This window comes from Streptomyces sp. NPDC024555, from assembly GCF_055559335.1.
In genome coordinates this window covers 207409-221026 of the sequence record NZ_JBVHKV010000009.1, presented here as the reverse complement: position 1 = coordinate 221026, position 13618 = coordinate 207409, and the positions used below count along the sequence as shown (strand labels likewise).

12 protein-coding genes are annotated in these 13618 nt (G+C 71.8%); 5 read left to right on the top strand and 7 right to left on the bottom strand.

What is annotated here, in order from left to right; translation table 11 throughout:
- Positions 1 to 75 precede the first annotated feature (75 nt).
- Entirely contained in the window at positions 76 to 1431 is a 1356-nt protein-coding gene (locus ACZ4FH_RS17845) for an FAD-binding protein (RefSeq protein WP_467305663.1), read from the bottom strand.
- A 141-nt stretch (positions 1432 to 1572) separates the two neighbouring features.
- On the opposite strand from ACZ4FH_RS17845, the gene ACZ4FH_RS17840 reads away from it, so the two are divergent.
- The gene (locus ACZ4FH_RS17840) at positions 1573 to 2535 is read left to right on the top strand and encodes a YihY/virulence factor BrkB family protein (RefSeq protein ID WP_467305661.1); all 963 of its coding nucleotides are present in this window, start codon (positions 1573 to 1575) and stop codon (positions 2533 to 2535) included.
- Here the strand turns inward: ACZ4FH_RS17840 and ACZ4FH_RS17835 are convergent.
- Positions 2483 to 3742: a D-alanyl-D-alanine carboxypeptidase family protein gene (locus ACZ4FH_RS17835; RefSeq protein ID WP_467305659.1), complete on the bottom strand. Its 1260-nt coding sequence runs from the start codon at positions 3740 to 3742 to the stop codon at positions 2483 to 2485. The genes ACZ4FH_RS17840 and ACZ4FH_RS17835 overlap by 53 nt on opposite strands.
- Before the next feature lie 121 nt (positions 3743 to 3863).
- On the opposite strand from ACZ4FH_RS17835, the gene ACZ4FH_RS17830 reads away from it, so the two are divergent.
- The 3 genes from ACZ4FH_RS17830 (at position 3864) to ACZ4FH_RS17820 (ending at position 7242) form a co-directional block, all read left to right on the top strand.
- Positions 3864 to 4109 carry an SCO4848 family membrane protein gene (locus ACZ4FH_RS17830; protein ID WP_467305657.1) on the top strand — a complete coding sequence of 82 codons (246 nt, stop codon included), beginning with the start codon at positions 3864 to 3866 and terminating at the stop codon, positions 4107 to 4109.
- Positions 4110 to 4174: 65 nt separating this feature from the next.
- Positions 4175 to 5461: a metallophosphoesterase gene (locus tag ACZ4FH_RS17825; protein ID WP_467305656.1), complete on the top strand. Its 1287-nt coding sequence runs from the start codon at positions 4175 to 4177 to the stop codon at positions 5459 to 5461.
- 224 nt (positions 5462 to 5685) lie between these two features.
- On the top strand, positions 5686 to 7242 hold the full coding sequence (locus ACZ4FH_RS17820; protein WP_467305655.1) for an ABC transporter substrate-binding protein: 1557 nt from the start codon (positions 5686 to 5688) through the stop codon (positions 7240 to 7242).
- A 71-nt stretch (positions 7243 to 7313) separates the two neighbouring features.
- On the opposite strand, the gene ACZ4FH_RS17815 is transcribed toward ACZ4FH_RS17820, so the two are convergent.
- A complete protein-coding gene (locus ACZ4FH_RS17815; RefSeq protein WP_467305653.1) occupies positions 7314 to 8018 on the bottom strand; it encodes a TetR/AcrR family transcriptional regulator in 705 nt (234 codons plus the stop codon).
- A 42-nt stretch (positions 8019 to 8060) separates the two neighbouring features.
- Positions 8061 to 9338 (bottom strand): MFS transporter, encoded by a 1278-nt coding sequence (locus ACZ4FH_RS17810; protein WP_467305651.1) that lies wholly within the window; start codon positions 9336 to 9338, stop codon positions 8061 to 8063.
- Positions 9339 to 9426: 88 nt separating this feature from the next.
- Here ACZ4FH_RS17810 and ACZ4FH_RS17805 point away from each other — a divergent pair, with 88 nt between their 5' ends.
- Positions 9427 to 9933 (top strand): MarR family winged helix-turn-helix transcriptional regulator, encoded by a 507-nt coding sequence (locus ACZ4FH_RS17805; RefSeq protein WP_467305649.1) that lies wholly within the window; start codon positions 9427 to 9429, stop codon positions 9931 to 9933.
- Positions 9934 to 9946: 13 nt separating this feature from the next.
- On the opposite strand, the gene ACZ4FH_RS17800 is transcribed toward ACZ4FH_RS17805, so the two are convergent.
- From ACZ4FH_RS17800 to sdhA, 3 genes are all read right to left on the bottom strand, one after another.
- Entirely contained in the window at positions 9947 to 10945 is a 999-nt protein-coding gene (locus tag ACZ4FH_RS17800) for a hypothetical protein (protein WP_467305648.1), read from the bottom strand.
- Between the two features lie 130 nt (positions 10946 to 11075).
- The gene (locus tag ACZ4FH_RS17795) at positions 11076 to 11852 is read right to left on the bottom strand and encodes a succinate dehydrogenase iron-sulfur subunit (RefSeq protein ID WP_383639688.1); all 777 of its coding nucleotides are present in this window, start codon (positions 11850 to 11852) and stop codon (positions 11076 to 11078) included.
- Positions 11852 to 13606, bottom strand: a complete 1755-nt coding sequence (gene sdhA / locus ACZ4FH_RS17790; RefSeq protein WP_467305645.1) for a succinate dehydrogenase flavoprotein subunit — start codon at positions 13604 to 13606, stop codon at positions 11852 to 11854. The genes ACZ4FH_RS17795 and sdhA overlap by 1 nt, the downstream gene beginning before the upstream one ends.
- Positions 13607 to 13618 lie beyond the last annotated feature (12 nt).

The following is a 13618-nucleotide window of genomic DNA, read 5'->3' as shown; positions in this document are numbered from 1 at the left end:
GTTCACTGAGGGTCATGGCTGTTCACGGCTGTTCACGACCGGCGGTGAGAGGGGCGCCGGCCGGTGATGGCCGGGTCAGAGGCCCAGCCGGCGCGACAGGTCCGACCGGAAGGCGCCGTGCGGGTCCAGCTCGGCGCGCAGGGCCCGGAAGGCGTCCAGCCGGGGATACATCGCGGCCGCGGCGGCCGGGCGCATCCGGGAGTCGTCGGTCAGACAGACCCGCCCGCCGGCCGCCGCCACGTCCTCGTCCAGCCGGTCCAGCAGCCGGGCCAGCCCCGGCAGCCCGGCCGGCAGGTCCAGGGCCAGGCTCCAGCCGGGCCGCGGGAACGACGGCCAGCCGGCGTCCGCCGCGCCGAAGCGCCCCAGCGCGGCGGAGTACGCGGGGACGCGCCGCTGGGCGAGGCCCCGGACGATCCGGCGCACCGTCTCGGCCCTGTTGTCCCCGACGGTGAACGCGTAGTGCACCAGACCGCCCCGGCCGCCGACCCGGCTGCCGTACGGTCCGGTGTCCTGCGGGGCGAAGAACGCGCCGATCCGGCGGAGTTCGCCGGTGCGGGAGCGCGGGGCGCGCCGGTAGCGCAGCTCGTTGACCGCGGCGGCGGCCAGCCGGCCGGCCGGACCCCCGGGCACCGGCTCCGGGAAGCGCGCGGAGGAAGGGCGGAGGGCCGGCACCGTGCGCCGGGCGTGCGCGGGGAGCGCGGCGAGGACGTCGGGGGAGACGTGCTCCCCCCGGGTCAGGATCCCCCGTCCCGTCGCCCGGCCCCGGGCGGTGAGGTCGACCCAGGCGGAGGCGTAGTGCCGGCGGCGGCCCCCGGTGGCCAGGCGCGTCATCAGATCGTCGAGGTCCAGGGCCCGTTCGGTGTCGACGGCGATCAGCGGGGTGCGGGCCGGGCGCAGCCGGAGCGTGGCCGAGAGGATCACCCCGGTCAGCCCCAGACCGCCCGCGGTGGCCTCGAAGAGCGGGGTGCCGGGCAGCACCTCGCGGATCTCGCCGTCCGCCGTGAGGAGCGCGAACTCCGTGACATGGCGCGAGAAGGCGCCCGCCGCGAGGTGGTTGCTCCCGTGGGCGTCGGAGCCGAGTGCCCCGCCCACCGTGACGTACCGCCCGCCCGGCGCCACCGGCGGCAGCCAGCCGAGCGGCAGCAGCACCTCGCGCAGCCGCCGCAGGCTGACCCCGGCGTCGCAGACCACCGTGCCGCGTTCCGCGTCGACGGTGCGGATCCGGTCGAGCCCCGTCATGTCGAGGACCGACCCCCCGGCGTTCTGCGCCGCGTCCCCGTGGGCCCGGCCCAGGCCGCGGGCGATCGAACCGCGCGGCCCGCAGCCGCGCACGGTCGCCGCCGCCTCCTCGTAACTGCGGGGGCGGAAGCGCAGCGCGGTGGTCGGGGCGGTGCGGCCCCAGCCGGTCAGGGACACGGTGTCGACGGACATGGGGGTGACCGTATCGTCCGAGAAAACACCTTTGAGGGATTTGTTACAACACTCACCGAAATGGGTGATTGAGGGGGAGTCACTCCCTCCCCGCCGCAGCGGACACCCGTTTTCGCCGTCCGGGAGGGTAGTCGTACGTCCATGGACTGGCTGAAGAAACTCCCCGTCATCGGGCCGCTCGTCTCCCGGCTGATGGAGACCCACGCCTGGCGCAGCTACGAGACGCTGGACCGCGTCCACTGGACCCGGCTCGCCGCGGCGATCACGTTCATCAGCTTCCTGGCGCTCTTCCCGCTGATCGCGGTCGGCGCGGCGATCGGCGCGGCCCTGCTCTCCACCGAGCAGCTCCACAAGATCGAGGACAAGATCGCCGAGCAGGTGCCCGGCATCTCCGACCAGCTCGGCATCGGCAATCTGGTGGCCCACGCGGGGACGATCGGGCTGGTGGCCGGTGCGCTGCTGCTGTTCACGGGCATCGGCTGGGTCGGCTCGATGCGGGACTGCCTGCGCGCGGTCTGGGGGAAGGACGACCAGGACCTGGGCAATCCGGTGCTGCGCAAAGTCAAGGACGCCGGGGTGCTGTTCGGGCTCGGCGGCGCGGCCCTGCTGACCCTGGCGATCTCCTCGGTGGGCTCGGTGGCCGTCGACCGGTTCGCGGATCTGCTCGGCATCCCGTCCAGCGGCGCGGGCGGCGTACTGCTGCGGGTGGCCGCGCTGCTGGTCGCCGCCGTCGCCAACTTCCTGCTGCTGCTCTATCTGCTGACCCTGCTGCCCGGCGTCGAACCGCCGCGCCGGCCGCTCGTGGTGGCCGCCGTGATCGGCGCCGTCGGCTTCGAACTGCTCAAGCTGCTGCTCGGCAGCTATATGAAGGGCGTCGCCTCCAAGAGCATGTACGGCGCCTTCGGCGTGCCGATCGCGCTGCTGCTCTGGATCAACTTCACCGCCAAGCTGCTGCTGTTCTGCGCCGCCTGGACGGCGACGCCGAGCCGGTCGGCGGAGCGGGCGGCGGACGCGGAACAGGGCCCCGAGCCCGCCGCCGGCGGCTCCACGCTCAGCGGCGGGGGATCCGGCGCACCAGGTCCGGGAGCGGCCAGCGCCGGTTGACCAGGAACGCCGCCCCGGCCAGCAGCACCAGCACCCCGCCGGTGATGCCGAAGGCGACGCCCATCCCGCTGGATCCGCCGGAGGCCGCGGCCTTCTTCGCGGTCTGCGGCCCGTTCCCCCGGTCGGCGGCGGGCTTGCCCGCCTCCGCGCCCTTGCCGGTCCCGGTCGCGTCCTCCAGGGACTTCGGCGCGACCAGCTCGCCGACCGGGGTGACCTTGCCGCTCGCGGCGAAGCCCCAGTCGAGCAGCTTGGCGGCCTCCTTGTAGACGGCGTGCGTCTCGTCGGACGAGGGGTTCATGACGGTGACGAGCAGCACCCTGCCGTTGCGCTCGGCGACTCCGGTGAAGGTGTTGCCGGCGTGCGTCGTGTAGCCGTTCTTGACCCCGGCGATGCCCTTGTACGGGGTGACGCCGTCCGCCCCGGTCAGCAGCCGGTTGGTGTTCTGGATGCCGAAGGTCTCGCGCTTCTTGCCCTTCTCCTGCTTGCCCGGGAACTGCGCGGTGGACGTCGCGCAGTACTCCCGGAAGTCCGCCTTCTGGAGCCCGCTGCGGGCGAACAGCGAGAGGTCGTACGCGCTGGAGACCTGCCGGGGCGCGTCGTACCCGTCGGGCGAGACCACCGTGGTGTCCAGCGCCTGGAGCTCCACCGCGTGCGCCTGCATGTCGGCGACGGTCTTGGGCACGCCCCCGTACATCGACGCCAGCACGTGCACCGCGTCGTTGCCCGAGCGCAGGAAGACCCCCAGCCACAGGTCGTGCACCGTGTAGCTCAGGTCCTCCTTGACCCCGACCAGGCTGCTGCCCTCACCGAGATCGGCCAGGTCCTCGTCCTTCACCGTGTACGCGAGCGTCTTCGGCTGGAGCGCGGGCGACTCGATCAGCGTGTCGGCGAAGAGCATCTTCAGCGTGGAGGCCGGGGGCAGCCGCCAGTGCGGATTGTGCGCGGCGAGCACCTCGCCGCTCTCCGCGTCCGAGACCATCCAGGACCTGCCTGTCAGCCCCTTGGGCAGCACCGGGGCGCCCGCGCCCAGATTCACCTGGGTTCCGCTCATACCGAGCTGGGCGCCGCCGATCTTCGACATGACGGCGGGCGGTTTCGGCTCGCCGTCGTCCTCGTCGCCCCCGGCCGCCGACGCGGGAGCGGCAAGGAAAGCGGACAGCAAAACGGCAGAGGTGACCGACAACGCGGTCTTCTTGAGAGCTGACACGGTCGAAAACGTACATGCAGTTGATCTGAATATGGACCCCGACGCTATGACCCGCCGTGCGCTCCGCCGGGACAGCCCACCCCGGACGAAGCCCCCGCAGGGCGGCGGAGATACTGACTTCATGAAGCTCAGCCGCCCCGTCTCCTGGTTCCTGCTCGCTTTCGGGGTGTGGAGCTGGTTCATCTGGATCACTTTCGTCAAGAACCTCTGGAAGGACGGCAGTGGTCTCGCCTTCGACGACGCGGGTGACCCCACCGCCTACTTCTGGGTGCATCTGCTGCTCGCCATCACGTCCTTTCTCCTGGGGACGGCGGTCGGCGTCATCGGGTTCCGGGGCGTCAGGGCCCTGCGCCGCCCGGCGGAGTAGAGAGCCGGTTTCCGGCCGGACCTGACACCGGACGAACAAGGACGAACGAGGCGGGGGACATACGTATGGCGGTCGTCGGACTCGCACTGATCGCGGTCGTGGTGCTCGCACTGCTGGTGCTGGTCCACCGGTACGTGTGGCGCCGCTTCGTCGGCGACACGACGGCCCCGGGCAGCCCGCTGCGCCGGGCCGGCACCGTGGCGGCGTACGTCCTGCCGCTGCTCAGCGTCGGCGCGCTGGTCTCCGGCCGCGCGGGCGCGCCGTTCTGGCTCCAGCGGGTCCTGGCCTGGCCGGGCTACCTCTGGCTGGCCGCCCTGCTCTATCTGACGCTCGCTCTGCTGGTGGGCGAGGCGGTACGGCCGCTGCTGCGCCGGGCGCTGGAGCGCCGGGCTGCGGCGCGGGAACCGGACGCCGTGCCGGTGCCCGCGACCCCCGGCGACACCGCGACCTCCCGTGCGGACGGCTCGGGCTCCTCGTCCGTCGTGACCGAGGCACCCCCGGCCGCCGCCCCGACCACCCCCGCATCCCCCTCCCGGCGGCTCTTCGTCGCGCGGACCGTCGGCGGCGCGGCGGCCGTCGCCGGGCTCGGGACCACCGCCTACGGCACCTACGGGGTGCTGCGCGGCCCCCGGGTCAAGCGCGTCACCGTCCCGCTCGCCCGGCTGCCCCGCTCCGCGCACGGCTTCCGGATCGCCGTCGTCAGCGACATCCACCTGGGCCCGGTCCTGGGCCGGGCCCACACCCGGCGGATCGTCGACACGGTCAACCGGACCCAGCCCGATCTGATCGCGGTCGTCGGGGACCTGGTCGACGGCACGGTCGCCGACCTCGGGCCCGCCGCCGAACCGCTCGCCGGACTGCGCTCCCGGCACGGCGCGTTCTTCGTCACGGGCAACCACGAGTACTACTCGGGCGCCGCCCCCTGGGTCGAGCACGTCAGGGAACTGGGCCTGCACCCGCTGGAGAACGCCCGGGTGGAGATCGCCGGATTCGATCTCGCCGGCGTCAACGACGTGGCGGGCGAGAGCGAGGGGCAGGGCCCCGACTTCGGGCGGGCCCTCGGCGACCGCGACCGCACCCGCGCCGCCGTCCTCATGGCCCACCAGCCGGTCGTCATCGACGAGGCCGTCGAGCACGGGGTGGACCTCCAGCTCTCCGGGCACACCCACGGCGGCCAGCTCTGGCCGGGCAACTACATCGCGGAGCTGTCCAACCCCACCGTCGCCGGGCTCGAACGGTACGGCGACACCCAGCTCTACGTGACGCGCGGCGCCGGTGCCTGGGGGCCGCCCGTCCGGGTCGGCGCGCCCTCCGACATCACCGTCGTGGAACTGGCCTCGAAACAGGCGTGAACCGGGCACGGACACCCTCGGGACGCCTCATGGGGTGACCGGGGGTGAACCCTCTGTATTCGACCTTACGGTGCAAGGTTTCAAGTAAAGAACAAAAGGCTATGAGCCTCAGATTTCCTCTTCCTGATGTGAAAAGCGTGTGATTGGCTGAGTGCGAACTTGTGCGGTGACCTGCGCCTCTGATGCGCGTCACCGAGGTGGGGCTGGTAAGGGAGAGCACGTCAATGCGGTCGGTCCGGCTACGGATTCTCGCGATTCTCGCGGTATTGCTCATCGCAGGCGTAGGCGCCTGGCAGCTGCTTCCCTCCGATGAGGCCAGCACCGATCCCGTGACGGTCGGCACGACCGACGAGGTCACCTCGCTCGACCCGGCCGGCGCGTACGACGCGGGTTCCTGGGCGATGTACAGCAACGTCTACCAGTCGCTCATGACGTTCAAGTCCGGGGCGATCGTGCCCGAGCCGGACGCGGCCGAGGAGTGCCACTTCGTCGGTGCGAAGCTGCAGACCTACCAGTGCACGCTCCGGGACGACGTCACCTTCTCCGACGGCAAGAAGATCACCGCCGAGGACGTCAAGTACTCCTTCGACCGCATGATGGCGATCAAGGTCGACGTCGGTCCCTCGGTGCTCTTCCCGAGCCTGAAGAACGTGGTGGCCAAGGGCCTCACCGTCACCTTCAACCTCTCGGCGCGCGACGCCACCTTCCCGCAGAAGCTCGCCACCGGCGCGGGCTCCATCGTGGAGAAGGAGGCCTACTCGGAGCACAAGCTGCGCGGCGACAACAAGGTCACGGGCTCCGGGCCGTACGTGCTGAAGTCGTACGAACCGGGCGTCTCCGCCCAGCTGGTGCCCAACTCGCGGTACAAGGGCGCGCTGAAGAGCACCGGCGGCCCGGTCACCGTGCGCTACTACAAGCAGTCGGAAGACCTCCTGGCGGCCTGGAAGTCCGGCAAGGTCGACGTGACGCACCGCCAGCTCCCGCCGTCCACGCTCGCCGAGCTGGACACGGCCGACGTCGACCAGCGCGTGACCGAGGCCGACAGCGCCGAGATCCGCAACCTGGTCTTCAACGTCCGCAAGGGCGCCCCGCTCGCCAACAAGAAGGTCCGCCAGGCCATCGCGTCGCTCATCGACCGCGCCCCGCTGGTGACCGACATCTACAAGGGCACCGTCGAACCGCTGTACTCGCTGATCCCGCAGGGCTACATCGGGCACAGCACCCCGTTCTTCGACGCCTACCCCTCGCCCAACCCGAAGCGGGCCCGGGAACTGATGCAGGAGGCGGGCGTCCAGCTGCCGGTCCACATCACCTTCGCCTACCGCGCCTCGGACGAGTCGTACAAGAAGGAGACGGCGGAGATCCGCCGCCAGCTGGAGGCGGACGGGCTGTTCAAGGTCTCGGTGAAGGAGGTCGAGTGGCAGGCCTTCCAGAAGGGGTACGCGAACGGCGCGTACGACGCGTACACCGTCGGCTGGCTCCCCGACTACCCGGACCCCGACACCTTCAGCCAGCCGCTCGTCGGCCGTGACAACAGCCTCCACAACGGCTACACCAGCACCAAGATGGACCAGCTGATCGCCGCCACGCTCCAGTACAGCGACCGCAGCCGGACCTCCGCCGACTTCAAGTCGCTGCAGAAGCTCGTCGGCGAGGACGTGCCGCTGGTGCCGCTGTGGCAGAAGAAGGACTACGTCGTCGCCAAGCCGGAGATCTCCGGATCGCAGTACCTCACCGACGGCACCGGCATCTGGCGCCTGTGGGAGCTGGGCCGGATCTGATCCGCCCCGTACGCGCACGACAGCGGCCGCCCCGGTCTCCCGGGGCGGCCGCTTCGCCGTCGCCGCCCGCGCTACCGCGCCGCCGCGCCGGGCAGGAACTCCTCCAGCACGTCGTGGATCTGGCGGACCAGCGGACGCAGCACCCGGAAACGGGACAGCGCGATGGCGCGGGCGGCGATCGGCGCGGTCCGCTCGACCAGCCGGCGGCTGCGCTCGGCGCCCTCCGTGCGGTCGTACACCCAGAACAGCACCAGGCCCATCTGCATCAGCCACATCAGCCGCGGCAGGACCTCGGCGAGCTGGGGGTCGGTCCGGGTCGAGGAGCCGGACAGACAGCGCTCCTGGATGGCGACCGCCGCCTCACGGGCCGGGAGCGAATCGGGGGAGAAGGGGCTGAGCGGGCTCTCCGGGTCGGCGGCGTTCTTGAAGAACTGGGCGGCGAAGCGGTGGTACTGCCCGGCCACGTCCAGCCAGCACAGCAGGACCCCGCGGATGCGCACCGCGAGGTCCCGGTCGCCGTCCAGGACCGGCCCGACCGCCTCCGCGTGCTCGGCGGCCAGCCGGTCGTAGAAGCCCTGGACGAGGTGTTCCTTGGAGGCGAAGTAGTAGTACGCGTTCCCCACGGAGACGCCGGCCTCCTGCGCGATGGCCCGCATCGTCGTCTTGTCGTAGCCGCGTTCCTGGAAGAGCCGGAGCGCGGTTCCGAGGATGAGCGTGCGGGTCTGTTCGCTCTTGGGGGCCTTGGCCTCCCCGGCGTTCTTCACGTGCTTCACCACGGACCCGAGGGTATCGGTGCGGCCCGCCCCCGTCCGCCGTCCCTACGACTCCGCGACCGGCTCCCGCACCCCGGGACCCGGTTCCGGGGCCGTCCGCGCCGGGTCCGTGAAGCGCCGCACCCCCGGCACCGCCGCGGTGGCCGCACAGGCCGCGCCGACCGTCAGACCGGCCACCAGCAGCGGGGTCTCCACGCCCCACCGGGAGGCGGCGAGCGGGGCCAGGGCGTAGCCGAGCGGGGTCGCGCCCAGCGAGAGCAGCCAGTCGTACGAGGTGACGCGGGCCAGCGCGTGGGCGGGGACGGCCGACTGGACCGCGGTCTCCCAGACCGGGTTGAGGAAGCCGAGGCCGGCCATGGCCACCCCGTAGGCGGTGATGCTCAGGGCGACGGGCGCGTGCGCGGCCAGCAGGCAGAGCGGCAGGACGTAGAGCGCGCCGCAGAGATTGGCGCAGAGCACCGGACGGCGGGGCCGTACGCGGCCGGCCGCCAGCGAGCCCAGCAGCAGCCCGACGGCCCCGGCCTGGAGGAAGACCACCCAGACGCCCTTGCCGCCCAGGTCCGCGAGGAAGAGGGCCGGACCGACCGTCATCAGGACGGCCGCCCCGCCGTTCCAGAGGGCGTGGGCGATCAGGCTCGTCCAGTACCAGTCGCGGCCCCGGACCTCGTCCCAGCCCTCCTTCAGATCGGCGGCCAGCGAGCGGCGCGCGATCGGCACGTGCCGGACCTCGATCGCGGCCAGCAGCGCCGCGCTCACCGCGAAGCTCACCCCGTCCAGCACGAAGGCCCAGCCGGGACCGGCGGTGAGGACCAGCGCCCCGGCGACGGCCGGCCCGCCGATCCGGGTGGTGCTCGCGGCCACCGCCATCAGGGCGTTGGCGCGCAGCAGTCCGGACCCGGCGACGGTGCCCCGGACCAGCGGGGAGACGGTCGGCATGGCGAAGGCCCCGGCGGCGCCGCCGATCGCCTCGGCCACCGCGATCTGCCAGAGGGCCGGGGTGCCCGAGAGCAGTTCGGCGCCGACGAAGAGCTGGCTGACGCACCGCACGGCGTCGGTGGTCAGCGCGACCGTACGGGCGTTGAAGCGGTCGCCCACCACACCGCCCAGCGGCAGCAGGAGCAGTTTGGGGACCATGGCGCAGGCGAGCACCAGGGCGAGGGCGCCGGTCGAGCCGGTGGCCAGGTAGACGGCGAGGGTGAGCGCGGCGGGGATGGCCGCGTCGCCGAGCAGCGAGAGGCTCCGGCCGATGAAGAGCAACCGGAAGGAGCGGATCCGTAAGGGATGGGGCGGGGCGGCGGACTTCGGAGCGGCGGGCTGAGACATGCGGGGCAATCTATTTCGCGAGCAAACTGTTCGTCAACGAAATATTAGATACCGAAGGGATGTTGACGGTCCGGCGTAGGGTGGGGGCATGGAGCAACGCGACTGGACCGACGGCCACGTCGAGCGGTGGAAGCCGGTCCTCCCCGAACTCGACCCGGACGTCGAGGGCGCCGTCACCCGGATGAAGAAGCTCTCCGTCCATCTGCGCCGGGTGCGCGAGCAGTCGCTGGTCGACTTCGACCTGGACCGCCAGGAGTTCGACACCCTCCACAAGCTCGCCGGACGCGGCGGCACGGCCGCTCCCTCCGAACTGGCCGCCGACCTCGATCTCGCCCCCGCCTCCGTCACCGGCCGGCTGGACGCCCTGGAGCGCCGCGGCTTCGTCCGCCGCACCCCCTCCACCACCGACCGGCGCCGCGTCGACGTGGAGCTGACCGACGAGGGCCGCGCCACCTGGGTCGGCGCGATGGAGGTCCTCGGCAACGAGGAGGAGCGCCTGCTGGGCGTCCTGTCCGCCCAGGAGCGCACCCTGCTCAACGCGATGCTGCGGCGCGTCATGGTCCTCGCCGAGGCCCGGGGCGAAGCCGACTGGTGACCGCCCGCGGCGGTCAGTCCGCGCGGCGGTCGGGCCCCAGAAGACCGCCGCCCGACGTCAGTTCGGCGCGCAGTTCGTCCGGGGAGAGCGCCAGGAGCGCGCCGGCCGCCCTGTTCCACTCCTCGGCCGCCCGCTCCACCCCGTCCCGGAAACCGCGCCGCAGCGCCCGCCCCGCCAGCAGCAGCGCCACCGCCGCCACCGGCCGCAGCAGCCACCGCCCCCGCACGCTCGCCGCGACCTCCACCCGCCAGCAGCCGTCCCCCGACCGCCGCGGCCGCAGCGACAACCGCACCTCCCCCAGCCGATGCCGCACCCGCCCCGTGGCCGGAGCCCTAGGGTCTTCCGTTCGGATCAGGCTGGGCTCGCGGGGTGTGGCACGCACTCCCCCACGGTCTCGGCTGCGCTCGACCACGGGGGGACCCCCTCCGGCGTTGTCGTCGGTTGCCGACGCTCCGCGTTGACGCCCTCCTCCGCCTTGCAGCCGCACGCGCCACACCCCGCTCCCTGATCCAGCCTGATCCGAACGGAAGACCCTCGCCCCCGCCGGAGCCCCCGCTGGCAGTTCCGCCGCCGCCCACCAGGCCGCCAGATCGACCCGCGCCCGCCCCGTCCCGCGTTGCAGCGCCCCGGAGCCCTCCGCGCCCCGCATCCGGCCCTCGGCCTCCAGCAGCCGGGGCCGCTCCGGTGTCGTCAGCCGCACCGTCAGCCGCGCGGAGAGGTCCGGCGCGCTCATCAGCTGCTCCACCGCGACCGGGCCGCCCCGCCGCCACTCCCGTATCCGCAGCACGATCCGTTCCCGGACGTCCGGCTCCACCACCTCGTAACGGGCCCCGGGACGCAGATGACGGCCGCCGGTCAGCCGCAGGTCCGGCACCGGCCGGCCGTCGGGCATCAGCACCGTGCCGCCGCGCGCCCGGGTGGACTCGGCGATCTCCAGCAGCAGCGAGGTCAGCTCCCGCAGCCGGTCCCGCTCCACCGCCACGACCTCGACGGAATGCCTGAGTACGGCCATGCGCCCCGCCCCTCCCGAGGAACCGGCCCCCGGCACCCGCCGCGCCGGGGAGCCGCGTCCGACCGTACGCCAAACGGCCCCGCCCTCCGCGGACGTGCTGCGGAGGGCGGGGCCGTGCGGAAGCGGGGGATCAGAAGCGACGCGTGATCAGCGCGCGCTTGACCTCTTGGATCGCCTTGGTGACCTCGATGCCGCGCGGGCAGGCGTCCGTGCAGTTGAAGGTGGTGCGGCAGCGCCACACACCGTCACGGTCGTTGAGGATCTCCAGGCGCTGCTCGCCGCCCTCGTCGCGCGAGTCGAAGATGAAGCGGTGCGCGTTGACGATCGCCGCCGGGCCGAAGTACTGGCCGTCGTTCCAGAACACCGGGCACGAGGACGTGCACGCGGCGCACAGGATGCACTTGGTGGTGTCGTCGAAGCGCTCGCGGTCCTCGGGGGACTGCAGACGCTCGCGGGTCGGCTCGTTCCCCTTGGTGATGAGGAAGGGCATGACGTCGCGGTAGGCCTGGAAGAACGGGTCCATGTCGACCACGAGGTCCTTGAGGACCGTGAGGCCCTTGATGGCCTCGATCGTGATCGGCTTCTCCGGGTTCAGGTCCTTGATCAGCGTCTTGCAGGCGAGCCTGTTCTTGCCGTTGATCCGCATGGCGTCCGAACCGCAGATGCCGTGCGCGCAGGAGCGGCGGAACGTGAGCGTCCCGTCCTGGTTCCACTTGATCTTGTGAAGGGCGTCGAGGACACGCTCCTTCGGGTCGATCTCGATCTGGAAGTCCTGCCACTGGGCCTCGTCGGAGACCTCCGGGTTGAACCGCCGGATGCGGAACGTCGCCGTGATGTACGGCGAGTCGGCGAAGCCGGCCTCGGGCTCGGGAGCCTTGTCGGCCTTGTCCAGGGTGGGTGTAGCCATCAGTACTTACGCTCCATCGGCTGGTAGCGGGTCTGGACGACCGGCTTGTAGTCCAGCCGGATCGACTCGGTGCCGTCGTCGGCGACCTCGCGGTACGCCATGGTGTGGCGCATGAAGTTGACGTCGTCGCGGTTGGGGTAGTCCTCGCGGTAGTGACCGCCGCGCGACTCCTTGCGGGCCAGCGCCGACGTCGCCATGACCTCGGCCAGGTCGAGCAGGTTGCCCAGCTCGATGGCCTCCAGCAGGTCCGTGTTGAACCGCTTGCCCTTGTCCTGGATCGACACGTCGAGGTAGCGCTTGCGCAGCTCCGCGATCGTGTCGACCGCCGTCTTGATCGTCTGCTCGGTGCGGAACACCATCACGTTGGCGTCCATGCACTCCTGGAGCTCCTGGCGGATCGTCGCGACCCGCTCGGTGCCCGTGGAGTTGCGCAGCCGCTCGACCTGGTCGACGACCGTCCGGGCCGGGTCCTCGGGCAGCGCGACGAAGTCGTGCGTCGAGGCGTACTCGGCGGCGGCGATGCCCGACCGGCGTCCGAAGACGTTGATGTCGAGCAGCGAGTTCGTCCCCAGGCGGTTGGCACCGTGCACGGAGACGCAGGCGACCTCGCCGGCGGCGTACAGGCCCGGGACGACGGTGGTGTTGTCGGCCAGCACCTCGCCCTCGACGTTGGTCGGGATGCCGCCCATGGCGTAGTGCGCGGTCGGCTGGATCGGGATCGGGTCCGTGTAGGGCTCGATGCCGAGGTACGTACGCGCGAACTCGGTGATGTCCGGGAGCTTGGCGTCCAGCTGCTCCGGCGGCAGGTGCGTCAGGTCCAGGTAGACGTGGTCGCCCTCGGGACCGCAGCCGCGGCCCTCGCGGATCTCCGTGTAGATGGAGCGCGAGACGACGTCGCGGGAGGCGAGGTCCTTCATGACGGGCGCGTACTTCTCCATGAAGCGCTCGCCGTCCTTGTTGCGGAGGATGCCGCCCTCACCGCGGGCGCCCTCCGTCAGCAGGATGCCCATGCGCCAGATGCCCGTCGGGTGGAACTGGAAGAACTCCATGTCCTCCAGCGGCAGACCCCGGCGGTAGCAGGCGGCCTGGCCGTCACCGGTCAGGGTGTGCGCGTTCGACGTCACCTTGAAGAACTTGCCGGTGCCGCCCGAGGCGTAGATGACCGACTTCGCCTGGAAGACGTGGATCTCGCCGGTGGCCAGCTCGTAGGCGACGACGCCGGCGGACTTCTTGACGCCGTCCTCCTCGACGACCAGCTGGTCCAGGACGTAGAACTCGTTGAAGAACTCCACGCCCTCCTTGACGCAGTTCTGGTAGAGCGTCTGGAGGATCATGTGGCCGGTGCGGTCGCCCGAGTAGCAGGCGCGGCGGACCGGGGCCTCGCCGTGGTTGCGGGAGTGACCGCCGAACCGGCGCTGGTCGATCTTGCCCTGGGGCGTACGGCCGAACGGCAGGCCCATCTTCTCCAGGTCGAGAACGGCGTCGATGGCCTCCTTCGCCAGGATCTCGGCGGCGTCCTGGTCGACCAGGTAGTCACCGCCCTTGATCGTGTCGAAGGTGTGCCACTCCCAGTTGTCCTCCTCCACGTTGGCCAGCGCGGCGGCCATGCCGCCCTGCGCGGCGCCCGTGTGGGAGCGGGTGGGGTAGAGCTTGGTCAGCACGGCGGTGCGGCTGCGCTTGGTCGACTCGATGGCCGCGCGCATGCCGGCGCCGCCGGCGCCGACGATGACGGTGTCGTACTTGTGGATCTGCATGGTTTACCTCTG